Annotated in this window: 12 protein-coding genes; 3 read left to right on the top strand and 9 right to left on the bottom strand. The window is 67.1% G+C overall.

Going from position 1 to position 26,033, the window contains the following annotated elements; all coding sequences use genetic code 11:
• Window positions 1-163: 163 nt before the first annotated feature.
• From prfB to GLA29479_RS08020, 9 genes are all read right to left on the bottom strand, one after another.
• Window positions 164-1,292 (bottom strand): peptide chain release factor 2 gene (gene prfB, locus GLA29479_RS08060; protein WP_144436410.1). Its coding sequence is split into 2 segments (ribosomal slippage): window positions 164-1,216 and window positions 1,218-1,292, totalling 1,128 coding nucleotides; the frame shifts between segments, so codons are not numbered across the junction.
• 235 nt (window positions 1,293-1,527) lie between these two features.
• Window positions 1,528-4,437, bottom strand: a complete 2,910-nt coding sequence (locus GLA29479_RS08055; RefSeq protein WP_248842814.1) for a VIT domain-containing protein — start codon at window positions 4,435-4,437, stop codon at window positions 1,528-1,530.
• A gap of 391 nt (window positions 4,438-4,828) precedes the next feature.
• Window positions 4,829-7,429 (bottom strand): beta-mannosidase, encoded by a 2,601-nt coding sequence (locus GLA29479_RS08050; protein ID WP_057973112.1) that lies wholly within the window; start codon window positions 7,427-7,429, stop codon window positions 4,829-4,831.
• Window positions 7,430-7,764: 335 nt separating this feature from the next.
• Complete coding sequence (locus GLA29479_RS08045) at window positions 7,765-10,671, bottom strand: TonB-dependent receptor plug domain-containing protein (protein WP_057971290.1); 2,907 nt, start codon at window positions 10,669-10,671, stop codon at window positions 7,765-7,767.
• 160 nt (window positions 10,672-10,831) lie between these two features.
• Entirely contained in the window at window positions 10,832-13,255 is a 2,424-nt protein-coding gene (locus GLA29479_RS08040; protein ID WP_057971289.1) for a family 20 glycosylhydrolase, read from the bottom strand.
• Between the two features lie 293 nt (window positions 13,256-13,548).
• Complete coding sequence (locus GLA29479_RS08035; RefSeq protein ID WP_425599963.1) at window positions 13,549-15,993, bottom strand: GH92 family glycosyl hydrolase; 2,445 nt, start codon at window positions 15,991-15,993, stop codon at window positions 13,549-13,551.
• Window positions 15,994-16,104: 111 nt separating this feature from the next.
• Window positions 16,105-19,005: a TonB-dependent receptor plug domain-containing protein gene (locus GLA29479_RS08030; RefSeq protein ID WP_057971288.1), complete on the bottom strand. Its 2,901-nt coding sequence runs from the start codon at window positions 19,003-19,005 to the stop codon at window positions 16,105-16,107.
• Window positions 19,006-20,429: 1,424 nt separating this feature from the next.
• On the bottom strand, window positions 20,430-21,158 hold the full coding sequence (locus GLA29479_RS08025) for a copper homeostasis protein CutC (RefSeq protein ID WP_057971287.1): 729 nt from the start codon (window positions 21,156-21,158) through the stop codon (window positions 20,430-20,432).
• An 8-nt stretch (window positions 21,159-21,166) separates the two neighbouring features.
• Window positions 21,167-22,189 (bottom strand): glycosylasparaginase, encoded by a 1,023-nt coding sequence (locus GLA29479_RS08020; RefSeq protein WP_057971286.1) that lies wholly within the window; start codon window positions 22,187-22,189, stop codon window positions 21,167-21,169.
• 397 nt (window positions 22,190-22,586) lie between these two features.
• Here GLA29479_RS08020 and GLA29479_RS08015 point away from each other — a divergent pair, with 397 nt between their 5' ends.
• From GLA29479_RS08015 to GLA29479_RS25725, 3 genes are all read left to right on the top strand, one after another.
• Entirely contained in the window at window positions 22,587-23,582 is a 996-nt protein-coding gene (locus tag GLA29479_RS08015; RefSeq protein WP_248842813.1) for a sigma 54-interacting transcriptional regulator, read from the top strand.
• A 218-nt stretch (window positions 23,583-23,800) separates the two neighbouring features.
• Window positions 23,801-24,067: a hypothetical protein gene (locus GLA29479_RS08010; protein ID WP_057918120.1), complete on the top strand. Its 267-nt coding sequence runs from the start codon at window positions 23,801-23,803 to the stop codon at window positions 24,065-24,067.
• 28 nt (window positions 24,068-24,095) lie between these two features.
• On the top strand, window positions 24,096-26,003 hold the full coding sequence (locus GLA29479_RS25725) for a phage tail sheath family protein (RefSeq protein ID WP_057973109.1): 1,908 nt from the start codon (window positions 24,096-24,098) through the stop codon (window positions 26,001-26,003).
• Window positions 26,004-26,033 lie beyond the last annotated feature (30 nt).

Here is a 26,033-nt window from a genome sequence, read left to right as displayed (position 1 = left end):
ACCCGCCGTAGCGCACCCCTTCTGCCCGTCATCCCCGCGAAGGCGGGGATCCAGGGCTTCACCGATGCGCACTTTCAAGTCGTTGGATCCCCGCCTTCACGGGGATGACGACCGGAGACGCGACGGCTGTAAGACCCGACTCCCGATTCCCGACTCCCGGCTTTCAGACCGCGTCGATACGTTTCGAGCCCACTTCCAGGCCCGACTTCAGGCTGGCCTCGACGAATTCGTCGAGATCGCCGTCGAGCACCTTCTGGGTGTCGCTGCGTTCGATGCCGGTGCGCAGGTCCTTGATACGGCTCTGGTCGAGCACGTAGTTGCGGATCTGGCTGCCCCAGCCGATGTCGGACTTGGTCGCCTCGACCGCGTCGCGCACGGCGTTGCGCTTCTGGATTTCCAGCTCGTACAACTTCGCCGCGAGCATCTTCATGGCGCGGTCGCGGTTGGCGTGCTGGCTGCGCTCGGTCTGGCAGGCTACGACTATCCCGCTCGGGACGTGGGTGATGCGCACCGCCGATTCGGTCTTGTTGACGTGCTGGCCGCCGGCGCCCGAGGAGCGGTAGACGTCGGTCTTGAGGTCGGCCGGGTTGATCTCGATGTCGATCTTGTCGTCGACTTCCGGCGACACGAACACCGAGGTGAAGCTGGTGTGGCGGCGGTTGTCGGAGTCGAACGGCGACTTGCGCACCAGGCGGTGCACGCCGGTCTCGGTCTTCAGCCAGCCGTAGGCGAAATCGCCTTCGACGCGGAAGGTCGCCGACTTGATGCCGGCCACGTCGCCGCCGCTGACTTCCATCAGCTCGGCCTTCCAGCCGCGCGATTCGGCCCAGCGCAGGTACATGCGCAACAGGATTTCGGCCCAGTCCTGGGCCTCGGTGCCGCCGGCGCCGGCCTGGATGTCGACGAAGGCCGAAGCCGCGTCCATCGGGCCGGAGAACATGCGCCGGAACTCGAGTTCCTCGACCTGCTTGGCGTAGCGCTCGACGTCCTCGACCACGGCCAGCGCGGTCGACTCGTCGTCTTCCATTTCGGCCAGTTCGAGCAGTTCGTCGGCGCCCACCAGCCCGTCGGTGAGACGGCGGATGCCGTCGACCACCTTTTCCAGGCTGGCGCGCTCACGGCCCAGGCCCTGGGCCTGTTCGGCGTTGTTCCAGATATCGGGGCTTTCGAGCTCCCGGTTTACTTCTTCGAGACGTTCGACTTTGCTGTCGTAGTCAAAGATACCCCCTGAGCGAATCCAGCCGGCCCCGGAGGTCGGCGATGCGCTGGCGGACGGGATTGAGCTCGATCATGTCCGATGGTCTTGAATGCGGATGAGAACCGCCGATTCTAGCAGCCCGAGGGCCTGGGACGCCTGCCCGGGACGCCTGCCCGGGGCCGGCCGCCCCACAACCCAGGGTAAGAGCGGCACGAGCCGCGGCCACGCCACCCGGGCTCCGGCGAACCGGACCCGGATGAGGCGGGCGCATGGCTGCAACGCGCCGCCCTGCCCCGCGGCCTCACCGGCCCGGCTTACTTCACCCCGCCTCACTTCACCTCGAACTCGCCCACCATCACCACCTCGGCGCGGTCCTTCAGGCGCAGGGTGACCTTCTGCTCGTGCGGCTGGGTGCCACCGAAGCCGGTGCTGAGCCACAGGTGCAGGGTCGTCGCCCCGGTCACCAGCTGTTGGCGGTCGCCGTAGAAGTTGGCCTCGACCTTGTACTTGCCCGGTTTGGCGTCGCGCAGGATGAACTCCTCGGGGCCGTAGCCGCCGGTGAAGTCGTCGGAGATGCGCCCGCCCTGATAAGTCAGCTGGTGGCCGTAGTAGCACTTCTCCCCGTTCGGGTCGGTCACCCACAAGTCCATGTCGCTGTTGTCGCTGTCCCAGCTCAACACCACGCGCAGGTCCAGCGGCAGATTGCGCAGCAGGCGCTGGTCGATGCCGGAGGTATCCAGCCCTTGCGGATGCGCCGCCACGATGGCGTTGAGTTCGGCGATGGCGATCTCCTCCACGCCGGGGAAGCGGCCGTCCCAATCGCGCAGGGCGATCTCGTACAAGGCCTCGACCGCCTGCGGGTACTGGGCGTTGGCGGCATAGGCCAGGCCCAGGTCGCGGAAACTCTGCGGCTCTTCCTCGGCCAGCCCGCGCACGCGCTCGAACACCGGCACCGCCAACGCGGGTTGTTCGGCCTGCATCAGGCGATAGCCGAGCACGCGCAGGATGTGGCGGTTTTCCAGGTCCATCTCGGCCAGGTTCGACAGCACCCGCAGGGCCAGGTCGCGCTGGCCTTTCTCGATCAGCACATCGGCGACGTCCAGATAGAAGGCGGTGCTGGTCGCGTGCGAATCGCGTTCGTCGAGGTAGATCGCATACACGCGGTCGGCGCCGGCCTGGCGCAGGCGACGTGCATACGGCGAATCGGGCTGCCAGGGCTGCAGGACGATGCTTGCGCCAGCGCCGGCTTCTGCGTCCTGCTCGGCTTTGTCCGAAGCGGCGTCGATGCGCGAGCCGGTCACCGTGATCCTTTGCAATCCCGCCTCTGCCTCCATCGGCATCGGCGCCGCGGCTGCCACCGGGGCTTCGGCCGCCGGAGCCGGCGCATAAGCCAGCGAGCGCTGCACGTTGCCGTGCGCTCCCGCCTGTGCAGGTCGCAGCTTGGCCTCATCCGCCACCTGCGGCGGCGCGCCCTTCGGCCAGTTGCGCTGCCACCATTCGATGCGTTCGGCGTACAGCGCCGCGACCCGGTCCAGGCTCTGCCGGCGGCTACGCTCGCGCTCGTGGGCGCCTTCGGTCTTGAGCCGGCGGAACTCGTCGAGGCGGTCCGGCGGGGTGATGTCGTAACGCACGTAGTCGGCCAGATCGTCGAGCACGATCAGCGAGGTCTCGGCGGTGACGATGCCGAAGCGCTGGCCGAGGCGTGCGATCGCGGCGCGGTTGAGTTCGGGGTCGGCCTGCATCGCAGCGATCGAGTACTGCGCCCACAGCGAAGCCGGAAAGACGCTGGCCGGCGCATCGGCGTCGATCGGCACGACGAGCTCGCGCACCCGGTCGCCATCGCGCACCTTCAGACTCAGCTTGGCCGGGCGATCGCGCAGCTTGCCGGCGAGGCGCAACAGGCCGCCGTCGGCGAACGGCGAATCGGCGACCACCTCGCTGGTGCCGAGGCCGTCGACGGCGAGCAATTGCGGCCCCTCGTTGAGCAGGACATCGGCGGCGCGATCGAGTTCGCCGGCGCGCTGCCACGCCACCAGACGCCCGCCGTGCGCCTGCGCCAGGGCACGCAGGCCGTCATGGTCGGAGGCCGCACCGGCCGAATTCAGCGCGTACAGGCGCTGCCCGGCGAGCAAGGCCGGGAAGCGGCGCTGGCCGTAGTTGAACAAGCCGTCGCTGACCAACAGGTATTCCTCGATGCCGGCCTGCGGCTGCCAACCACCCGGGTCGGTGGCGCCGTCGTAGACCGTGCTTTCGAGCTCGCGCTTGAGCGCCGACCAGTCGCCGCCCTTGACCGCGAAGGCCTGCGCCGGCTCAGCGCGATCGCGTAGCCGAACCAGGCTGACCTGGACCTCGCCGGCGGCGCGGAAATAGCGATCCAGCAGTGCCAGTTCGCTGGCCCGCTCGCGCTTGCGGCCCGAGGCCGAGCTGTCCCACAGCAAGCCGATGGATGTCGGCAGCGCGCGCGGCTGGCGCGCACCGGCCAGCGGCACTTCGGCGAGGAAGAAACGTTCGCCGTCCAAGTCCTGGGTGTAGGCGCGCGGCGCCGTGGCGGCCTGCATCCGCAGGCTCAGGGCGTCGCCGAGCGGCCGGCTGCGCAGCGCCAGCCGGTAGCGGCCGGCACTCGAGGCGATCTCGGTCTGCTGGCTCAGGCCGATCAGGCGCGGCTTCTGCGCCGAGACCAGGTCGAGGCTGAAACTGCGCGCCTGCGCGGCGAACGCCAGCGGCAGTTCGTAACGCCAGTCGCCGCCCTCGCGAGCGAGCGACTCGACCAGCTCCAGCCGCACCCGCCGCGTGCCCTGGGCCGGGATCGGATAGACCCGCAGTTTGAATTGGTTGCCTGCGGTCTTCTCCAACAGCGCCGGGTCGACGCCGCGGCGTTCGATCGCCTCGAACACCTGCCGGCCCTTGTCCTTCGGCACCGGCACCGCGGCGCGCAACTTGCCGTCGATGTCGAGCGCGAACCCGGCGACCTGCTGACCGTCGCGCAAGGGGAACTGCAACTGCCCTTCGAGCACGCGCCGATTCGGGTTGCGGAACACCAACTCGACCGAGGTCCGCGCCAGCCCGCCGACGATCTCGCCGTCGACGCGGGCCGATTCGAGCACGATGGGCGTTTCGGCGCCGCGCACTTCAAGCAAGGGCGGCGCGGTGACATCCCCGCGAATCTGCGCGCTGGCGACGGTGGCGAGGGCGAGCAACAGGCAAAACGCGGAACGAACGACTGCGAAGGACGGTTTCACCGGTCACCTCTTCCTTAAGAACGGGGTCTGCAACCTCTAACGCGGCGACTGCGCGAAAGGGGTTGAAGGGCGTCGCTTCCATGCACGCGACGCGGCGGTGGCGCGAGCGTCACAGCCTGCGGGGCGTTGGGGTGGGATGCAAGTTGGGCTTGTTGCGGGAGCCGAAGAGCCCCCCCTGCCCCCCTTTGCAAAGGGGGAACAGCGAGCATCGCGGGGCTGCGGCAGGTGCTGATGCTGGCACTCCAGCGCCAGTGCTCGATGCTCGAACACGTCAATCACCGCCCCCCTTTGGCAAAGGGGGCCAGCGCCCGGCGACAGCCGATGAAACCCGATCACTGCAGCGCGGGGGATTTTCGCTCGGCAGCGAAAGCCAAAAACACCCCCTGACCACTCAAGGCCGATACAAGGACCGCAAGTTCAAGGCGCGCTGCAGACTGTCCAGGCCGGCCTTCGACTTCAACCCGATCTCCACGCTTTCGCCCGGCAACAGAGTCAGGGCGTTGTCGGCCAACTCGACGTCGTGGTCGCCGAAATCGATCCAGACCGCGCGTGCGAGCTTGCTCGCCTTCAATTGCAAACGGTATCCGTCGCCGTCGCGGCGCAGTTCGCCGTGCAGCTCGGGGTCCTGCCAGGCCAAGCGCCTGGATTCGCCGAAATACACCGCACGCCGCGACACCGTCTTGCCGTCGACGATCAAGTCGAACACCGCCGCGGTGCGCAAGGGGTCGGCATCGCCGAGCAGTTCGGCGTCGCTCCAGGCGCCGGCCGCGGTCGAGGCCAACGCCGCCAGAGTCGCCGGCTTGCGTTCGTCGCGATGGACGCGGCCGTCGAAGTCCATGACCCGCAAACGCCATTCTCCCTGCAACGGCGTGGTGCGATCCGACAGCAGGCTCAGCTCGGTGCGTCCGCCGGACGGGCGGCGCAAAGGCGCGATGGCCACGTCGGCGAAGAAGCGCTTGGCGTGGAAATGCAGCGGCTTCCAGCGCCCGTAGTAATCCAGGCTCGACCAGGACGCGCCCGGCCAGACGTCGTTCAACTGCCAATACAGCGAACCCATGGTGCGCGGACGCGAGGCGCGGTGGTGCAAGGCGGCCAGTTCGATGCCTTCGGCCTGCACCTGCTGGCTCAGATAGACGAAATCGGCGAAGTCGCGCGGTTCGCCGTATTCGCGGCGGATGTACAGCAGCAAGCGCGAGTTGCCGTCGCCGGCCAGGAACTTCTGGTGCGCGCGGATCACCGGCGCATTGATGCCCTGCTCTTCCGGCCGGGCAAAACTGGCGATGGTGCGCAGCGACGGCCAACCCTGCAGGCCGTACTCGGACATGAAACGCGGGGTCTCGTCGAGGTAGGCCGTGGCCGGCAAGGCCGGGCCGCCCCAGACGTCCCAGTAATGCTTGTCGCCGTTGTTGGAGTCGTTAGCCTTGTCGGCCAGGTCGTTGCTCGGCGAACTCGACCAATACGGCACGCCCGCTCCTTCTTCGGCGACGACCTGACGCAGGTCCTTGCCGAACAAAGCCACATAGCCTTCCCACACCGTCTGCGCGAACTTCGGATCGGCCGCGGCCAGCTTGGTCCGATGGCCCCAGTCCTTCCAGGCGGTTTCTTCTTCGTTATTGCCGCACCACAGCACGATGCTGGGATGGTTGCGCAGCCGGCGCACATTGTCGCGCGCCTCGGCGACGACATTGGCGCGGAACGACGGGTCATAGCCGGGCGGCATGCCGCCGCCGAACATGAAGTCCTGCCAGACCATCAGCCCGAGTTCGTCGGCCAGTTCGAAGAAATCGTCGGACTCGTAGTAACCGCCGCCCCAGTTGCGCAGCATGTTCATGTTGGCGTCGCGCGCGGATTGCAGGTCGCGGCGCAGGCGCTCGCGGGTGACCCGCGCCGGAAAAGCATCGAACGGAATCGCGTTGGCGCCCTTGGCGAACACCGGGATGCCGTTGACGACGAAGGCGAAGCCCTGGCCGCCGGCATCGCGTTCGCGGCGCAGCTCGATGCTGCGCAGGCCGGTGCGGCGTTGGCCGACCGCCTGCACGCCGTCGGCGTCTTGCACGCGGGCCTTGAAGGTGTACAAGGCCTGTTCGCCGTAACCGACGGGATACCACAGCCGCGGGTGGGCGATCGTCAGCGGCACCGACACGCTATTGCGTCCGCTGCGCAACTCAGCCTCATGGCGCAGGGTCGCGCCCTTGCCCTCGGGGCCGGCGTAGTCGATCTCGACCGTGACCGCGCCGGCGCGGTCGCTGTCGATCTCCAGCTCGACCGTGGCCTCGGCGGCGTCCTGGGCGATGCGGCGCGGCTGCACGTGCAAGTCGGCCAGGCGCAGGCGGTCCCAGCTTTCCAGGCGCACCGCGCGCCAGATGCCGGCGCTGACGTAGCGCGGGCCCCAGTCCCAGCCATAGTGATAGCCGGGCTTGCGCACGAAGTTGGCGGTCATCGCGTCGCGCGGCTCATCGCCGTAGGGCGAAGGGTAATTGCCGGCGATCTTGTTAGGCATCGCCTGCACCTGCGGCAGCATTCGCCGGATCGGCGAATCGAACACCACCCGCAGCTCATTGCCGCGTTCGCGCAGATGACCCTGTGCCGGCACGCGCCAGGTACGGAAACTGTTGTCGGCCTTTAGCAGTTCGACGCCGTTGAGCTGCACGGTCGCGAAGGTGTCCAGGCCCTCGAACACCAGATCGGCGTGCGCGCGCTTCAGCGTGGCGCGATCGACGTCGAAGCTGGTGCGGTATTCCCATTGCGCCAAGCCAATCCATTGCAGGCTGCGCTCGCGCGCGCCGACGTAGGGGTCGGCGATCAGACCGGCTACGAACAGATCGGTATGCACATGCCCCGGCACCTGCGCCTTGCGCCAATCGGTGGCGGCGGCATGCGTGGCGGCTTCGGGGTCGCCCGGCACAAGCCGGAACTGCCAATCGCCATGCAAGGGCTGCGAGCTCGCCTCGGCCGCCTGGGCCCAGTCCGCGCTCAGGGCGGCGGCCAGCATCAGGCCGATCGCGGCGGCCGTGCGCAGTGCCGAAACGAAGGTGTTCTTGGACCGAAGTGTCGCCATGCTTGCCCCAAGGGAGTCGCTTGCCGTGGTTGCGCGGCCGCACCTGCGGCGGCCGGCCATGAATTCGAAACCGGATCGTGCCCGAGGCCCGGGAGAAAAACGGGAGCGCCCATCCAGGCGCCCCCTGCCCGAGAATCGGGAAAAAACCCTGCGTCCCGCCTGGAAAGCGCGGAATCGCCGGGCCACCACCGCTTACTGGAGAGCGTTTGCCGCGGCCGGTCGCGAACGACCGGCCGCTCTTACGTACATTACGTGTCTCAGAACCTGCATCAATCGAACTTGTAAACGAACTCGGCCGAGATTTCGCGGCCGACGCGCGAGAACACCCGTTCGTTGGCGTAGATGAAGAACATCTTGTAGGGGTCCTTGTACTCGGCCTCGTCGAACAGGTTGTCGATGTACAAGTTGACCCGGGCCTGTTCGGTCAACTGGTAGCCGGCGGTCAGGTTGAAGTAGATCGGCGCCTTCAGCTTGCCGACCATCCGGCATTCCGTCGAGGTTTGCCCCGGCATGATCGGCGCGCAGCGGTTGTAGTTGTCGCCGTTGGTGTGGCCGATGCGGTTGGCGAACAAGGTGGCGTTCCACGGGCCGCGCGACCAACTGGCACTGGCGCGGGCGAATGTACGCACGTCGTTGTCTCGGTTCTCCTGCATCGGCGCGCCCGGGTCGCGCTGCTCGTTGTTCTTCAACTGGTTGGTGTAGTTGAGCGCGAAGCTGAAGTCGCCCCAGGCCGTCGCCGGCAGCTTGTAGCGGGCCGACACGTCGACGCCCGCGACTTCGCGGTAGGCGATGTTGATCGGGCCGCTGCGCACCGAGGTCACCTGGCCCAAGGGATAGTTGGGGTCGGCGACACCGAACGAATTGGTGCCCGGGCTGCTGCGGGTGACGCGCGAGAGGATGTTCGAACAGGTCGACGAGCCCGGCGTGACTTGCATCCGGTCCGACGACCTGCGCGGCACGCCGTTGATGCACTGGCTTTCCAGGTCGAGGATGTCGGCGATGTCGAAATCGCGAACCTGGTTGTCGATGGTCATGCGCCAATAGTCGGCGCTGAACGACAGGTTGTCGGTCGCATCCCAGACCAGGCCGGCGCTCCAGGACTTGCCGGTCTCGCTGTCCAACTTGAGGTTGCCGGTGCGGCTGGTGGCGTGACGGTAGTACACCGACGCCGAGCCGCAGTTCGGACCCTGGTTGCGCTTGATGCACGAAGCGACGTCGGCGCTTTCCTGGGTGCCGGTGCCGCTGGTGGCGAACAGGTAGTGCATGTCCGGCGCGCGGAAGGTGGTGTTGTAGGCGCCGCGCAGCAGCAGGCTTTCGATCGGGCGCCATTCCAGGCCGGCGTTCCAGGTGAAGTTGCCTTCCTTGCGGCTGTCGTCGTCGTAGCGGTCGAAACGCCCGGCGGTGGTCAGGTCCAGCGATTCCAGCAACGGCAGCTTGAACTCGACGCCGATCGCATAACGTTTGCGGTCGCCGCCGCCCTGGTTGGTTCCGCCGGGCTGGTCGTACTGCTTGTTGGGGCCGAAGGTCAGCGGATCGGGGCTCAGGCGATAGCCTTGCGAGCCCGCTTCCAACACCGCGGCGAAACCGACCGGGCCGGCCGGCAGATCGAACAGGTCGCCGTTGACCGCGAACTGGGCCTGGTTCATCCACGACTTGGCGCTGGAGTGTCCGTGGGTGGTCAGCCTTTGGAAGGTCGCCATGTCCATCGGGTTCCAGAACCGGCTTTGGTTCAACTGATAGGCCGGCAAGCCGCCGTTGGTGCCCAGTTGCGGTCCGAGGAAATACTCGTCGACCGCGCTCTGCACCACCGAGGGGAAGCTGAAGTCGACCTTGTACTCGGTGCGGCCGATGGTGGCGTCCCAGTTGAGCTTTTCGCCGAAGCTGCCGCGCAAACCGCCGGCGAGGTCCCAGGAGCGTTCGTTGGTATAGAACAGGAACGGGTCGCGCCCGCCGGCTTCGGGCACGGTGAAGGCGCGACGCGCCTGGTAGCTGCGGCCGGTGCCCTGGTCGTAGAAGGCGCCGCCGCGGTTCAACTCGAAGCGCAGCGCCTCGTCCTGGCGCGATTCGCCTTCGCTGTCCCACAACGACGCGCTGACCCAGGCCTGCATGCCGTTATCGAAGTCGTAGCTGAAGTTGCCGAAGGCCGAGACGTTGTTGGACCCGTTGCGCAGGCTCCACAAGGCGTTGCCCTTGCTCTGGGTACAGCTGTAGCCGGGGAACTCGGGCGCGTTGCCCTCGTTGCCGATGAAGTTATGCAGCGGCAGGTCCTGGAAGCGGTCGCAGGCGCCGGTCGGCGGTGTGACGCGCCGCTTGCTGGCGCTGTCGATCAGTTCCACGCCCCAGACCCACGGCCAGGGGTCGTTGACCAAGGGCTTGACCGTGTTGGCCGGCTCGAGGTCGGAATCGACGAACTCGCGGTCGCCGGCGAACAAGGTCTCGCGGCCGCTCCACTGCACGCCGTAGGTCGCGCTCCACTTGTCGCCGGTGCGGCCGCCGGTCCACGACAGGTCGAAGGAATCGCCGCCGCCGCGGGTGGTGGTGCCGCCCTTGATGCGCACTTCGTCGCCATTGAAGTTCTTCTTCATGATGACGTTGATCACGCCCGCCATCGCGTCGGAGCCGTAGATCGCCGAGCCGCCGCTGGCCAGCACTTCGATGCGCTCGACCGCGGCCATGGGGATGTTGTTGAAATTGGCGAAGTTGCCGCGGCCCTCGTAGGGCAGCGGGTAATCGGCGACGCGGCGCCCGTCGATCAGCAGCAGGGTGCGGCCCGGCCCGAGATTGCGCATGTTGAGCGGGCTGGCGTTCGGCGTGGGGCCCTTGTTGACGTCGGCCTGCACCGAGCCGGTGACTTCGGTCAGAGTGCTCAGCGCCTCGTACACGGTCGAGAAGCCTTCGCGCTTGATCTGGTCGGCGCTGATCACCGTGACCGGCGCAGGGCCTTCGACTTCGGCGCGCTTGATGCGCGAACCGGTGACGGTGATCTTGTCGATCGACTTGACCTCGCCGGCCGCGCTCGCGGCCTCCTGCGCGCTCGCTTCCTGCGCCGCCGCGGCCAGCGGCAGATACAAGGCGGCGAGCATCGCCGCGGTCAAGACGTTCCTGTGCGCGCGGTGACGTTCCGTCGGCGTGCGGCCCGGATGCTGGCGCTCGTTGCGGTGCTGATTGTGGTTCACCTGCTACCCCTCCCAATCGCGGCCGAACCCTCGGCCAAGGTTACGTTCGTGCTCTGTGTTGAGCTGCTGTGGCGTTTTTGGTTTGGATCGATCTAAAAAAACGGCAAAAAAAATCCAACCGCACTTCGTCGAACTACCGAGGCAAACGGCGCGGCGCGCATCAATGCACCGCGCCCTTCGCATCGAGATCCTGCAGCGCCTGCCCCGGCGCCGCCCAACGCAGGCGCAGGCTCTGCCCGCCTCCACGCTGGTACCAGGCCAAGCGCAGACGATGCCAGCCTCGGCGCAGCGGCAGCGAACCTTCCAGGGTCTGGTCGTAACTGTCGTTGCGGATCACCCGCTCGCCATCGACATACAAGGCCGAGCGGTCGTCGCCCTGCAGGGCGAAGCGATAGACGCCGTCGGCCGGCACTTCGATCAGGCCTTCGTACTGCAGGCCGTAGCGGCTTTGCCGCGCATACGGCGCCAGGTCCAACGAGGTCGCTACGCCCTGCTCGACCGGCGCGGCCGCGGCTTCGAGCTCGTCGAGAGTGGAGAACTGGCCTTCGTACAAGCGATAGCTCAGGCCCGCGCTCTTGCGCGTGGGCGGCGCCACCGCCGCACGATAGCTGCGGTACTGCACCTGCGCGCTATGCACGCCGCTGCGCCGGCCATTGCCGAGCACGGTGACGGTGCGCACGCTGCGCACCTGGTCGAGCGGCACGCGCAGTTCGATCGGGCCTTCGTAAGCCGGCGAGGCATCGCTCGGCTCGCTGCCGTCGACGGTGTAGCGGATCGTCGCGCCCGGCACCGATGCGGTCAGCTCGAACACCTGCACGAACTCATCGGGCGCGCCCTGGCCCTGCACCTGCATCACGTCCTTCAGCCCCGCCGGCGCCGGGATGCGGTAGCCGACCTGTTCGCGGTCCAGACGCGAAAACTGCCCGCGCAAGCGCTGTTGGAAATCGGCGAAATCGCGGTCGCCCTGCGGCGTCCAGGCGACTTCGGCCAGGGCGAGCATGCGCGGGAACACCATGTACTCGACCATCGCCTCGGTCTTGAGGTATTCGGTCCAGACGTTGCCCTGCACGCCGAGCACATGCCGGGCCTGCGCGGCATCGAGTTCCTTCGGCACCGGGTCGTAGCCGTAGACCTTGTCCAGGCTCAGCTCGCCGCCGAGGTTCCACTGTTCGTGGCGCGCCGGGCCCTGGCCGTAGTCGAAATAGCAGCACTGGGTCGGGGTCATGATGACGTCGTGCCCCTGGCGCGCCGCGGCGATGCCGCCGGCTTCGCCGCGCCAGGACATCACCGTCGCGTCCGGCGCCAGGCCGCCCTCGAGGATCTCGTCCCAGCCGATGATGCGCTTGCCGCGCGAGTGCAGGAACTTCTCCATGCGCTGGATGAAATAGCTCTGCAGCTCGTGTTCGTCCTTCAGCCCTTCGCGGCGGATCACCGCCTGCGCCACCTCGCTGCTCTGCCAGCGCGTCTTCGGCGCTTCGTCGCCGCCGATATGCAGGTAGGGCGCCGGGAACAGCGCCACCACTTCGTCGAGCACGTTCTCGAGGAACTTGAAGGTCTCTTCTTTCGGGCAATAGATGTCGTCGTACACGCCCCAGTTGCTGCCGACCTCGAACGGCCCCGGCGTGCAGGCCAGTTCCGGGTACGCGGCCAGCGCGGCCAGCGAGTGGCCGGGCATTTCGATTTCCGGGATCACCATGATGTGGCGGGCCTTGGCGTAGGCCACGACCTCGCGCACTTCGTCCTGGGTGTAGAAACCGCCGTAGGGCTTGCCGTCGCCGACATAGGGATCGATGTTGCGGCCGAGCACGGTTTCCTTGCGCTGCGCACCGATCTTGGTCAGCTTCGGATAGCGCTTGATCTCGATGCGCCAACCCTGGTCTTCGGTCAGGTGCCAGTGGAAGGTATTGAGCTTGTACTGCGCCATCAGGTCGACATAGCGCTTGATGAAGGCGACCGGGTACATGTGCCGGCCGACGTCGAGATGCATGCCGCGGTAAACGAAGCGCGGCTGGTCCTCGATGCTCAGCGCGGGCAAGCGCAATGCTTGCGCGCTGCGCGCTGCCGGCAACAACTGGCGCAGCGATTGATAGCCGTAGAACAGACCGGCGGGCGGGCCGGACAGACGGATGCCGCGCGCGGTGATTTCCAGGGTGTAGCGCTCTTTCGAGCGCGCATCGGCGTGGGCGGCGACCGGTTCGGCGACCAGTTGCACGTAGCGGCTCGGCTCGGCCTCGCCCTTGTGCGCACGCGGCGCGCCGCTGCGCAACGGCAAGGTCAAGGCCTGGGTCGCGATCAGTTCGTCGCGCAGCAACTGGGCGATGGCGCGCGCTTCGGCGTTGTTGGCATAGAGCGTGGTCGTATCGTCGAGAACGAACTCGCCCTCGCCTCGCAGCAGCTTCGCCGGCAACGGCACCAGTTCGGGCGCGGCCAGCGCCGTGCCGGCATTGACGGCGACCTTGCTCGCGCCGGCCAGCGGAACCTCGTCCGCGTGCGCCAGCGGCGCCAAGCCGATCGCCGCGCCGACCAGGCTCAGCATCGCCACGCGCAATTTCGAACGTCCCATCTTCGCCAATGCGTCTTTCATCGAATCGGTTTCCTCGAACTGCTTCGAATCAACTGCCGCTTTGAGCTCGCTGACCCCGGCCGAAGCTGGGACCCTGAAACTGCACTGCCTTGCCGCCCTGAGTTTCGTCATCCCCGCGAAAGCGGGGATCCAGAGACTTCAGAGCTATAACGCAGTAAAGCCCTGGCCCCCCGCCTTCGCGGGGACGACGGTCTGCAAACAACCGCACTCACACCTGACTTCACCGCCATCACGTCACCGCCATGACCGCATTGCCATGACTTCGGCACCGTAAATTCGGCGCATCGACCCCATCACTTCGGCGACGCGCAGGCCGACTTCGGCAACGCCTGCGCCTGCGTACCCCAACCGCTTACCGGCGGCGTCTTGTCGAGCGCGAAACGCAAGGTGCCGCCGTTGCGCAGCTTCGCCCAATCCAGCCAGACCTGATCTTGCGACTTGCCGTCGAAGCTGGCCGACTGCACGTACTGCAGGCCGCGGCCGTCCGCGCCGGGCGCTTCGATCGTCAGGGTCTTGCCCTGCCCCAGGTCGAGCTCGACCTTCTCGAAGCGCGGCGTGTGCAGCAGCAGTTCGCCGGTGCCCGGCACCGCCGGGTACAGGCCGATCGCGCTGAACAGATACCAGGCCGACATCGTGCCGAGGTCGTCGTTGCCGGTCACGCCGTTCGGCGCGTTGGTGAACAAGGCCTGCGCCGAGCGCAGCACCGCCGTGGTCTTCCACGGTTGGCCGATCAGCGTGTACATCCACGGGCTGTGCAGATCGGGCTCGTTGTTCGGGTTATAGCGGTATTGGTTGTAATAGCTGTAGGGCCCGACCACCCACTGCTTGCGCGCCGCATTGAGCGGATCGGCGACGAGTTGGTCGTAGGCGAAGAACGCATCCAGACGCTTGCCGGTCTGTTCGCTGCCGCCCATCGCCGCGACCAGGCCGGGCATGTCCTGCTGCACCAGCCACTGGTACTGCCAGGCCGTGCCTTCGTGGAAGCCGTGGTGCGAACGCGGGCTGTAGCCGCCGTCGGCCTCGACGTAGAACTGGCCATCGTCCAGGCGCGGACGCGGAAAACCGCGGAAACCCAGTTCCGGATCGGCCGCCTCGGCGTCCCAGACCTTACGCCAGTTGCGGCCGCGTTCGCGCAAGGTGGCCGCGTCGGCGCTCTGGCCCAGCGCGTCGGCCATCTGCGACAAGGAGCAATCGGCCAGCGCGTATTCCAGGGTCGAGGAGCCGCCGTGGTGCGGATCGACGTCCATGCTCTTGGCCGGGAACGCGCGGTCGTACTGGACGAAGCCGCGTTCGAGATAGCTCGGATTACCGGCGCGGCCGTTGCTGCGCACCAGCGCCGGCGGCGTGCCGTAGGCGTTCTCGCGCAAGGCCTTGTAAGCCTGTTGCTCGCGGCCTTCGAGCGCGCCGAAACGCCACAGGTCGACCATGAACGGCGTCGCCGGGTCGCCGGTCATGACGTTGCTGTCGTAATTGGCATAACCCCAGCGCGGCAGCCAACCGTTCTGCTCGTGGATCTTGAGCATGGAGTTGGCGATATCGCGCGCCCGCTGCGGACGCAGCATGGCCAGCAACTGATTCTGCGAGCGATAGGTGTCCCACAGCGAGAAGTACTCGTAGTAGGTCCAGCCTTCGGCTTTGTGGATCTCGGTGTCGTAGCCGCGGTAGCGGCCGTCGCTGTCGCTGCCGGTCAACGGCTGCAGCAGCGAGTGGTAGAGAGCGGTATAGAACACGACGCGGTCGTCGGCGCTGCCGCCGCTGACCCGCACCGAATCCAGTTCCTTGCGCCAGCCGTCCTGAGCCTGCTTGCGCATCGCATCGAAGCTCAGCAGCTTGCCGTTCTTCATGCCTTCGTCGCGCAGGTTGCGGCGCGCACCCTCGGCATCGACGTGCGAGATCGCGCTGATCGCGCTGACCGCACGCCCGTCCTTCGTATCGAAGGTGAACCAGGCGCCGTGCGGGCGCGTGTCGCCCTGCATGCTGGCGCGGCCGCCGGCGTGGCCGCCGGTTTCGTCCCAGGTGCCGAAGCTGGCGAAGGGACGGTCGAACTCCATGCGGTACCAGGTCGTGTACTGCTGGCCGCCGCAGAAACTCTTGGTGACGATCTTGCCTTCGACGACGCGGTCGCCGATCACCTGCACGCTGCTGCCGACGACGAGATGACGTTCGTTGGCCTGGCCGGTGTTGACCAGGATCGTGCCCTGCCTGGCGGCGGCCGGAAAGGTGTAACGCTCGGCCGCGGCGCGCGTCAGCGCGGTCGCTTCGGCGTCGATGGGGCCGGCGGCTTCGCCGGTCAGGCGCACCTTGTAATAGCCGGCCTGGCCGACTTCGCCGTCGTGGGTATAGCTGGACGCATAGGCCTTCTGGTCGAAGGACTTGAATTGCTTGGTATCGAAACGCTTGCCCGGGCCGATCTCGCCGGTGGTCGGCAGCACCGACAACTGGCCGCCCTGCTCCCAACAGCCCGCGCCGGAGATGAAAGAGTGGCCGAAGCCGCGGATCTTCGGGTCGTCGTAACGCCAGCCGCTGTAGTGATCGCCGATCGGGCTGATCTGGATCAGGCCGAACGGCGCGCTCGCGCCCGGAAAAGTGTTGCCGTCGTCTTTGCTGCCGATGAAGGTGTTGACCTCGCTCACCGGATCGCTGCTCGGTGTGGCGGCGTTGGCATTCGGCGCGCCGGCCAGCGCCAGGGTCAGTGCCGCGGCGATCGGCCAGGCCTTGCCGTCGAAAACCGAAACCAAACCGCGCCTGCGCCGTACCGGATTGCGAGTCATCGTTGCCTTGCCCTGCCTGTGGTGTGGGAGATTCCGTTGCGACGGCGCGGCTGCGCCGCCACAACGGGTTTGCCTGGCTTAGTTGAAGTCCAGCACGTACTCGACGGCGATCTCGCGGCCGACCGGACTGAAGATGCGGTCGGCGATGAAGGCGAAGTCCTTCTTGTACGGGTCCTTGTCTTCGTTGACTTCGTCGAAGATGTTGCTGACGTAGAAGTTGACCTTGGCCTTCTCGGTGATCTGGTAACCCGCGCTCAGGTTCCAGGTGATCGCCGGTCCGACGCGGCCGTAGTACTTCTTGGTGGCCTGGCCGAAGGTCGGGCTGGCCGAGTCGTTGTCGACGCAGTTGTCGGAGTTGGGCACGTAGCCGTCGGAGAACGGCAGGCAGCCGTTGAAGCGCACGCTCGGCACGCTGCCGACGCGGTCGGCGTAGACGGTCGCGTTCCACTTCTCGCGCTGCCAGTTGACGCTGCCGCGGAACTTGCTGCGCGGCTCGTCGTTGCGCTTGTCCTGCATCTCTTCGCTGGCGTCGGTGCGGGTTTCGAGCTTGAGCAGATTGGTGTAGTTCAGGCCCAGGCTGAAATCGCCCCAACGCTCGGTGGTGAAGCGGTACTTCAACGACGCGTCCACGCCTTCGACGTTGCGCGCGGCGCGGTTGACCGGGCCGGTGCGGATATCGGTGACCTGGCCCAGCAGCGGACCGGCGCCGTCCGGATCGGCGGCGCGGGTGACGCGGCCGATCTGCAACTTGCAGCGGTCGGCGCTCGGAGCGCTGACGCGCGGCTCGCCGGTCGGGGTCTTGCCGGTCAGGCAGTAGGCCTCGTCGAGCAGCACGTCGTTGGCGCCGACGTCGTCGATCTCGTCTTCCAGTTCGATGCGCCAGTAGTCGGTCGACACCGACAGGCCGTCGGCGATGTCCCAGACGAAACCGGCGGTCCAGGAATTACCGGTTTCGTAATTCAGGTTCGGCGTGCCCTGACGCGCGATGTTCGCGTCCTCGACCTTGAAGCCGGCGTCCCAGGTGCAGTTGCCCTGCTGGCCCGCGCGCAGGCAATTCAGGTAATCGGTCTGGTCGGCGACCGAGGTGCTCGGCGTGGCGTAGACGAAGTGCATGTCCGGCGCACGGAAGCTGGTCGCATAGGTACCGCGCACCAACAGGTTGCTGAAGGGGCGCCATTCCAGACCGGCGTTGTAGGTCGAGGCGGCGTCGCCGGAGACGGCGTCGTACTTGTCGTAACGGCCGGCCAGCGATGCGGTCAGCGATTCCAGCAGCGGAATCTTGAACTCGACGCCGGCGGCGTAGTGATTGCGCGTGCCCGAACCGAGATCGAGATTGGCGGTCTGGTCGTACTTGCGGTTGTCACCGATGGTGTTCGGGTCCGGCGCCAGGCTATAGCCCTGCTTAGCCGCTTCGAGCTGGGCGGCGAAGCCGATCGGGCCGGCCCAACCTTCGAACAGATCGCCGCTGACGATGAAGTTGGCCGAGGTCAGCCAGGACTCGGCGCGGTTCTTGCCGCGCGTGGTGATCGAGGCGTAGTCCTGCGGCGAGATCGGGTTCCACAACCGGTTCTGGTCGATGCGATCGCGATTGGCGCCGAGGAAGTAACGGTCGGCCTCGGCCAGCAACACGGTCGGGAATTTTTCGTCGACGGTGTATTCGGCGCGACCGATGCTGAAGTCCCAATCGAAACGATCGCCGAACTGGCCGCGCAGGCCAGCCGACAGATCCCACGACAGCTCGTCGGAGCGGGTGTAACCGCCCTTGGCGCCGCCGATTTCCTGCGGAGTGAAGCGCTTGACCAGGTCGAGATCGGCATTGAGGCCGACGTCGTGGTAGGTGCCGCCCGAGCTCCAGGCCGGCATGAAGGTCATGTTGGTGCCGCGCGAGCTCCACACGCCGGCGGTGACCCAACCCTGCATGCCGTTGGCGAAGTCGTAGTTGCCGTACACGTAGCCGGAGCGATCGTCGCTGCCGTTGCGCAGGGTCCAGTGCTGGTAGGCCGTGTTCTGGCCGCACTGCCAGCCGGTGTTGCTGATGGTGTTGCTGTTGCGGTTATAGGTACGGCGGTTCTGCAGGAAGAACTCGGAACCGTACTGATCGCAGGCGCCAGCCGGCGGCATCATGCGCTGGCCGGTGCCGGCGTTGAACATGCGGATGCCGACCGACGGCAGCACGCCGACCTTGCGGTCCTGCGGGTTGAGCGAGGTCGCCGGCGCATCGAATTCCGAATCCATGAACTGGCGCTCGCTTGCAGGCAGCGCTTCGCGGTGGAACCACTGCAATGCGTAGGTCACGTTCCAGTTGTCGCCGCTGCGGCCGCCGGCCCAGGACAGGTCCATCGAGTCGCGGCCGCCGCGGGTCGAGGTGCCGCCGCGGATCTTGACCTGGTCGCCCTGGAATTCCTTCTTGAGGATCACGTTGATCACGCCCGCGACCGCGTCGGAGCCGTAGATCGCCGAGGCGCCGCTGGCGAGCACTTCGATGCGCTCGACGATCGCGGTCGGGATGTTGTTGAAATTGGCGAAGTTGCTCTTGCCCTGGTACGGCAGCGGGTAGTCGACGACGCGACGGCCGTTGATCAGCAGCAGGCTGCGGCCCGGCCCCATGTTGCGCAGGTTGAGCGGGCTGGCGTTGACCGTGTGCTGGCCCCAGGCGATGTCGGACTCGACCGTGCCCATGGCTTCGGTCAGCGTAGTCAGCGCGTCGTAGACGGTGTTGAAACCTTCTTTCTCGATCTGCGCGGCGGTGATGGTGAAGACCGGCGCCGGCCCTTCGATCTCGGCGCGCTTGATGCGCGAGCCGGTCACGGTGACCTTGTCGATCTCGGTTGGCTTGTTCGCCCGGCTGCTGTCTTCGGCGCCGGCACTGGCCTGATCGGCCGGCGCCTCGTTCGACTGCGCCTGCGCCATGGCGGGCGCGAACAGGATCGACAACAAAGCACCGGTCAGTGCGCTGCGTCGCAGGGTGGAATGGCTCATCTTCGCGGTGCTCCCCAAGGAAAAGTGGACTGCAATGGCGACCGCTCCATGGTCTGTAAAGGCTTTTCTCTCGATCTAAGTAAACTGCCCGGATGGCCCCGAAAGACCGCCCCGGCATACCCAACCCCCAAATTGGATCGATCTAAATTAACCACAACCAGGGACCGCGTTGCATGACGCGGCGCAGCAATGAGGGTGTGCTAAGGGGACCGCGTACGCAGTCGTCGCGACGAGTCGGTCGCCGATACGCCGGTAAGTGATTGTTTTGCCGAGTCTGGCGACAGCCGTGAAGGCCGCGTGGCCTCGGCCTGCCCGAATCGATTTTTGCGCGACGGCCTGGCGAAGGCATCGTCGCCTGCGCGCGATGCGCGAACCGGCTCGGCCTCTTCGGCTGAGGTCCCTGCCTTGGTCGGCGGTGTCTCGCTCCTGGGTAGGAGCGGCGCGAGCCGCGACCCGACCTCCGGCCTGCGACGGGCCCCACCGTTCGCGGTCGCGGCTTACGCCGCTCCCACGAGGGGGAATCGCCGAGCGTGAGGAAGAACCTGCTTTGGGGTAGGAGCGGCGTCCTACTGGATTTCCTTCGGTCACAAGCCGCGACCGCGCCGCGATGGTCTCGCGGCGGGACCATCGAGCAAGATCAAACGCCAAGAGCTTCCGCCACTAAAGCGGCGGGTTACTTTCTTTTGTCATAAACAACAAAAGAAAGGTAACCAAAGAAAAATGCTTTGTTTTGAATCACAGGCCCGCACGAGCGGTGCTTCCGCAGGGATTTTTCATACGGGACATCCCTGTCCCGATGAAAAACGGCGCGCATCCCTGCGCGCCGCCCTCCCGGTCTTCGATGGCCTTCGCAAGTGCGAAACGACGCACAGCAACAGCAACAGCAACAGCAACAGCAATTTAGCGACTGCTGCTGTTGCTGTTGCTGTTGCTATGGAGAGCTTGGCGCAGTACCGAACTTGCGAGAACACCTGGAGACCCGGAGGGCGCCGCACCGGACGTGCGCCGTTTTTCGATAGGACAAGGATGTCCTATCGAAAAATCCCGGCGACAGCATCGCACTCGTGGCCTGTGCCCTTGCAAGGAGAGCCCTTTTCTTTGGTTACCTTTGACCGAAGGGAATCCAGACGGACTTTTGGGCTTAGCAAAAGAAAGTAACCCGGCCGCGTTAGCGGACGGAAGCTTTAGATCTTGATGTTGCTTCAACGCCTCGCGACCGCAAGCGTGGATAGTGTTTCGCGGCCTACAGGGGACCCGGCCGCTAACGTCGCGAAATTGAAGCGGCGCGGTCGCGGCTCGCGCCGCTCCTACCCCGCCAGTTCATGGCTTCGATCAATGACGACGGCCGCGCGTCTCCATCCCTTGGTCGCTGCTTGCGCCGCCCTACCCAAGAAGCGCGATTCGTCCCCCAAGAGCGCGCACCCCTAGGCGCGCAAAGCCTGCACCAACTCCCGCACCCGCTGCTCATCGCTCTGCTCCCAATCCGCCGACAACCCGGCCAGCGCCTCGTTGCGATAGCGCATCGCTGAGCGCTTCGGCATCTTGGCCGAGGCGTGCAGTTCGTCGACTCCCGCACGCTGGGCGAGCGCGACGATGTTCTGCGCGGTAACGCCGGCACCGGCCATCAAGCGGATGCGTCCGGCCGCCTGCGCCACCAGCGTCGCGATGCGGTCGGCGCCGTCCCAGGCCTTCGCGGCGGCGCCGGAGGTCAGGATGCGTTCGCAGCCCAAAGCGACCGCCGCTTCCAGCGCACTGCCCTGGTCGCGCGCCGCGTCGAAGGCGCGATGAAAGGTCACGCCGAGCGATCCGGCCGCTGCGATCAGCTCGCGGCACAACGCGCTGTCGACGTCGCCGTCGGCGTCGAGCGCACCGATCACCACGCCGTCGCAACCGAGCCGCACGCAGGTCTCGATATCGGCGCGCATCACCGCAAGCTCGGGTTCGTCGTAGAAAAAGTCGCCGCCGCGCGGTCGGATCAACACGTACAAGGGAATGCGCAGACGGTCGCGGGCGACCGCGAGCGTGCCGTAGGACGGCGTGGTGCCGCCCTCGGCGAGGTTCTCGCACAGCTCGACGCGGTCGGCGCCGCCGGCCTGCGCGGCGAGTGCCGAGCCCAGCGAGTTCGCCGAGATTTCCAGGCTGCGCCGGCTCATCGCGCCGCTCACGTCTGTTCGGTCGTATAGACCGAGCGCGAGTCGAGCAAGGCATCGCGTTTGCCGGCATCGCAAACCGCGTAGACGAAACCGCGATGCAGCGCGTGCGCGCCGACTTCGCCGTGCTTGTTGATCGCCAGGAAACAGACCTGCAAGGTCTTGCTCGCCTGCGGGCGCTTGCGCACCAATCGGTCGATCGCTTCGCGGCAGGCCTCGTCGGGGCTGCGGCCCTGGCGCATAAGTTCGACCACCAGGAAGCTCGCGGCGTTGCGCAGCATTTCCTCGCCGACACCGGACGCGGTCGCCGCGCCGACTTCGTTGTCGACGTACAGGCCGGCGCCGAGGATGGGGCTGTCGCCGACCCGGCCGTGCAGTTTCCAGGCCATGCCGCTGGTGGTGCAGGCGCCGGCGAGCTTGCCGCTGGCGTCGATGGCGAGGATGCCGAGGGTGTCGTGGTTGCTGCTGTCGCCGGGCTTGGCGGTGTCGAGGCGCTCGGCGTTGATCTTCGGCTCGTACTTCGAGGTCTTGCGCCATTCCTGCCACGCCGCGCGGGCCTTGTCGGTCAGCAGGGCTTGCTTCGGAAAGCCCTGCTCGATCGCGAACTGTTGCGCACCGGCGCCGACCAGCAGCACATGCGGCGTGCGCTCCATGACCCGGCGCGCAACGCTGACCGGATGGGCGATGTCTTCGAGCGCGGCGACCGCGCCGCAACGGCCGTCGCCGTCCATGATGCTGGCGTCCAGGGTCAGCACGCCGTCGCGATCGGGGTTGCCGCAGCGGCCGACGGTGTTGTTGCACAGATCCGCTTCGGCCCAGCGGGCGCCGGCCTCGACCGCATCGAGCGCCGAGCCGCCGGCAGCGAGCACCGGCCAGGCGGCCTGGTTGGCGCCGACGCCGAAGTCCCAGGTCGACACCAGCTTCGCGCCGGCACTGCCTCGGCCCGGGGCCTGCCCGGTGGCGGCGAATGCCGGCAAGGCAGCGGAAGTGGCGGCGAGCAACGAGCTGTGCAGGAAACGACGGCGGGAGGTCATGAGATGGATTCGTAACGGCGCGAAGCGCGGACCGCCGACACGCTAGTCGCCGCCGTCGGTGCGCGCAAGCGTGGACAGGACGCGTGCAGCGCGCCTGCGCCGCCGACCGGTACGGCCCGGGGCCGCGTCATGGCCGCTTACCTCGCGCTTTCGACGAATTTCAACGCGTTTGCGCATCCTTGATGCAGGCCGCAGCGGCACGGCGCGACAGGGGGCCGAAACGGCCAGGGCCCGGGCGTTTGCCCGGTTTGGCCGCCGTCGGCCATCGCCTACGTTCCCTAGCAGGTGGCCGCGGCTGCGGCCCGTCTCCCCCGCTTCGGCGCCCGCGCCGGAGGCCAAGCGACAAGGAAGATGTCTCATGCAACGGACTTCCGCAACGAAGCCGACGGGACCGTCTATGTCGATGATCGGCGAGTCCGAGCCGATGCAGGCCATCCGGCGCCTGCTGCGACGTTACGCCGGTTGCAATGCGCCGATCCTGATCGAAGGCGAGACCGGCACCGGCAAGGAACTGGCCGCGCGCGAGGTCCACTACGCCAGCACGCGCAGCCTGGGGCCGTTCGTTCCGGTCAATTGCGGCGCCCTACCCGATTCGTTGCTCGAATCGGAACTGTTCGGCCATCGCCGCGGCGCCTTTACCGATGCGCGTACCAGCGAGCCCGGGCTGGTCGAATATGCGAACGGCGGCACCTTGTTCCTCGACGAGATCGACTCCCTGTCCGCGCGTGCTCAGACCATCCTGCTGCGCTTCCTGCAGAACGGCGAGTATCGCGCGATCGGCGAACGTCCGCTGCGAGTGGCCGACGTGCGTATCGTCGCGGCGACCAATATCTCCCTGCTCGCGGCGGTCGAGGCCGGGCACTTCCGCCGCGACCTGCTGTATCGCCTGAACGCCTTGTACGTGGCCCTTCCGCCGTTGCGCGAACGCGGCGACGACATCGCCCTGCTCGCCCGGCATCTGCTGCGGGAAGTCGTGCGCGATCAGGACATGCCGCCACGCGAATGGAGTCCCGCGGCGTTGCAGGCGCTGGCCCGGCAACGCTGGCCCGGTAACGTGCGCGAGCTGGAGAACGCGATCCTGCGCGCCTGCCTGCGCTCGGACCGGGCCGAGATCGGCGTGGAGGAGCTGAGCCTGACCGATGCGACGGCGCATGCCGAAGCGCAGGCGCCGGCCGAACCGGCGCCGCTCGATCCGATCCCGCACGAACAAGGTTTCGCCTCGGCCAAGCGCCGAGCGATCGAAGTGTTCGAGCGCACCTACCTGATCGGCTTGATGCAACAGGCCAAGGGCAACATCAGCCACGCCGCCGAGATCTCGCGCACCGAGCGCCGGCACCTGGGCAAGCTGCTCAAGCGCCACGGCATCCACGGCGACCGCTTGCGCGCCGGCTGAACCCCGAAGGTGTCCGCACGCACCCGGCGATATGGGTGCGCGCGCACCCGGACGTCTGCGCCGGCCTCGCCCGCGTACCACGCCGGCCTGCCGCCTGCGAGCCGGCTTCGCTCGGTTTTTCATGGCCTTGCCGCAATTTGCTCGCCGCTCGCCGCAGCCGCGGAAAAGTTGGCACGGCGATTGCTTGCTATCCCACGTCGGAGCAAGGAAACGCAGCAATGACGACGCCGCAGCGAGCGCAGGAACGCGACGCAGAAATCGAAGCCGCCGTGCTCGGCTATATCGGCGCGCATCCGCTCGCCGCCGACACGCTCGACGGCATCGTCCAATGGTGGTTGCCGCAGCAACGCTACGTCACCGCCCACGCGCGCATCGAAGCGACCCTCGAACGGCTGGTCGACGACGGCGCGTTGCGCCTGCGTCGCCTGCCCGACGGCACCACGCTGTACTCGCTCGGCCGCGCGCCGACGCCCCCCGCACCCTGATTCCACGAACCCAGCAAGGAGAATGGTCATGCCAGCTGCGCTCACCTACCCGGGCGTCTACGTCGAGGAGATTCCTAGCGGAGTCCGCACCATCACCGGGGTCGCGACCTCGATCACCGCCTTCGTGGGACGCGCCCGGCGCGGGCCGGTCGACCGTGCGATCGTGATCAACAGCTTCGGCGACTTCGAACGTCGTTACGGAGGACTGTGGCTGCAGAGCCAACTCGGCTACGCGGTGCGCGACTTCTTCCTCAACGGCGGCAGCCAGGCGATCATCGTGCGCCTGTACGCTTCCAACACCGCCAGCTTCGCCAGTCCCGCCGCCGAAGCGGCCGCGATCGCGGTCGCCGCGGCCGCGACCGGCGACAGTGCCGCCGCGGCGGCCACGGCGGCGGAGACCAAGGCCAACACCTACCCCAACGACCCGGAGAAAAGCGCCGCCAAAGCGGTCGCCCTGGTCGCAAAGGGGGCGTCGGAAGAACCCGATGCGACCGCGCAAACGGTGCAGAAGGCGGCCAAGGCCAGCATCGCGCCCGCGCGCGCGCCGCTGACGATCAAGGAACTGTCGCTGGAAGCCGCCTACGAGGGTGCCTGGGGCGGCAAGTTGCGCGGCGAGATCGTCGCCTCGCCCAACGCCGAGGTCGCACTGGCTTTCGGCGTGGCCCCATCCGAGTTGTTCAACCTGACCATACGCGACGCCAGCCCGGGCGGCGCGGTGGAAACCTATCTCAACGTCACCGTGGTCGAAAGCCCGCGCCGCATCGACCGGGTACTCGAATCCGAATCGGCCCTGGCGCGGGTCAAGGGCGCCTTGCCGGGGTCGGTCAGCGCCGGCACCGATGCGATCACTGCCGCCGAAGCCGAGGTCGGCGATGCCAAGACCGAGCTCGACGACCTGATCAAGGGCGGCGCGTCGCAAGCCGATATCGACGCCGCACGCACGCTCTGGGAGAACAAGCGCGCGGCGCTGGCGGTGAAATACGAAGAAGCCGACCAGGCCGCCTCCGACGGCGGCCACCTGGGCGCGCTGCACTTCCTGCCCGACCAGGGCATGCAGTTGAAGAAGGGCCTGTACGCGCTCGAACAGTCCGACCTGTTCAACCTGTTGTGCATTCCGCCGTACAAGAGCGTCGACGGCATCCAGTTCGACGCCGAACCGATCGTGCTCTCGGCCGCGACCGCCTATTGCGAGCGGCGCCGCGCTTTCCACGTCATCGATCCGCCGAGCGGCTGGACCAGCAAGGAGGCGGCGATCGCCGGCCTCGACAGCGTCGCCGATCCCAAGAGCCGCAATGCCGCGATCTTCTTCCCGCGCCTGCGCCAGCCCAACCTGCTGCGCGACAACGGCATCGAGAGCTTCGCTCCCTGCGGCGCGGTCGCCGGCATCTTCGCCCGCACCGACGCCAGCCGCGGCGTGTGGAAGGCACCGGCCGGTCTCGACGCGACCCTGGTCGGCGTGCCGCAGCTGTCGGTGCCGCTGACCGACGCCGAAAACGGCGAGCTCAACCCCCTCGGCATCAATTGCCTGCGGGCGATGCCGGCCAGCGGCCGCGTGGTCTGGGGCGCGCGTACCCTGCGCGGCGCCGACCAACTCGCCGACGAATACAAATACACGCCGGTGCGCCGCACCGCCTTGTTCATCGAGGAGAGCCTGTTCCGCGGCCTGAAGTGGGTGGTGTTCGAACCCAACGACGAACCGCTGTGGGCGCAGATCCGCCTCAACGTCGGCGCCTTCATGCACAACCTGTTCCGGCAGGGCGCGTTCCAGGGCAGCTCGCCGCGCGACGCCTACTTCGTCCGCTGCGACAAGGACACCACCACCCAGAACGACATCAACCTGGGCGTGGTCAACGTCGTGGTCGGCTTCGCGCCGTTGAAACCGGCCGAATTCGTGGTCCTGCGCATCCAGCAGATCGCCGGCCAGATCGACGTCTGAGTCTCTCATCCACGCCTCAGGAGCACTTCC

Origin of the sequence: Lysobacter antibioticus (assembly GCF_001442535.1) — a bacterium.
Lineage (GTDB): Bacteria > Pseudomonadota > Gammaproteobacteria > Xanthomonadales > Xanthomonadaceae > Lysobacter > Lysobacter antibioticus.
Note: the sequence above shows the minus strand (reverse complement) of the source record. Positions and strands in the feature narration are given on the sequence as shown.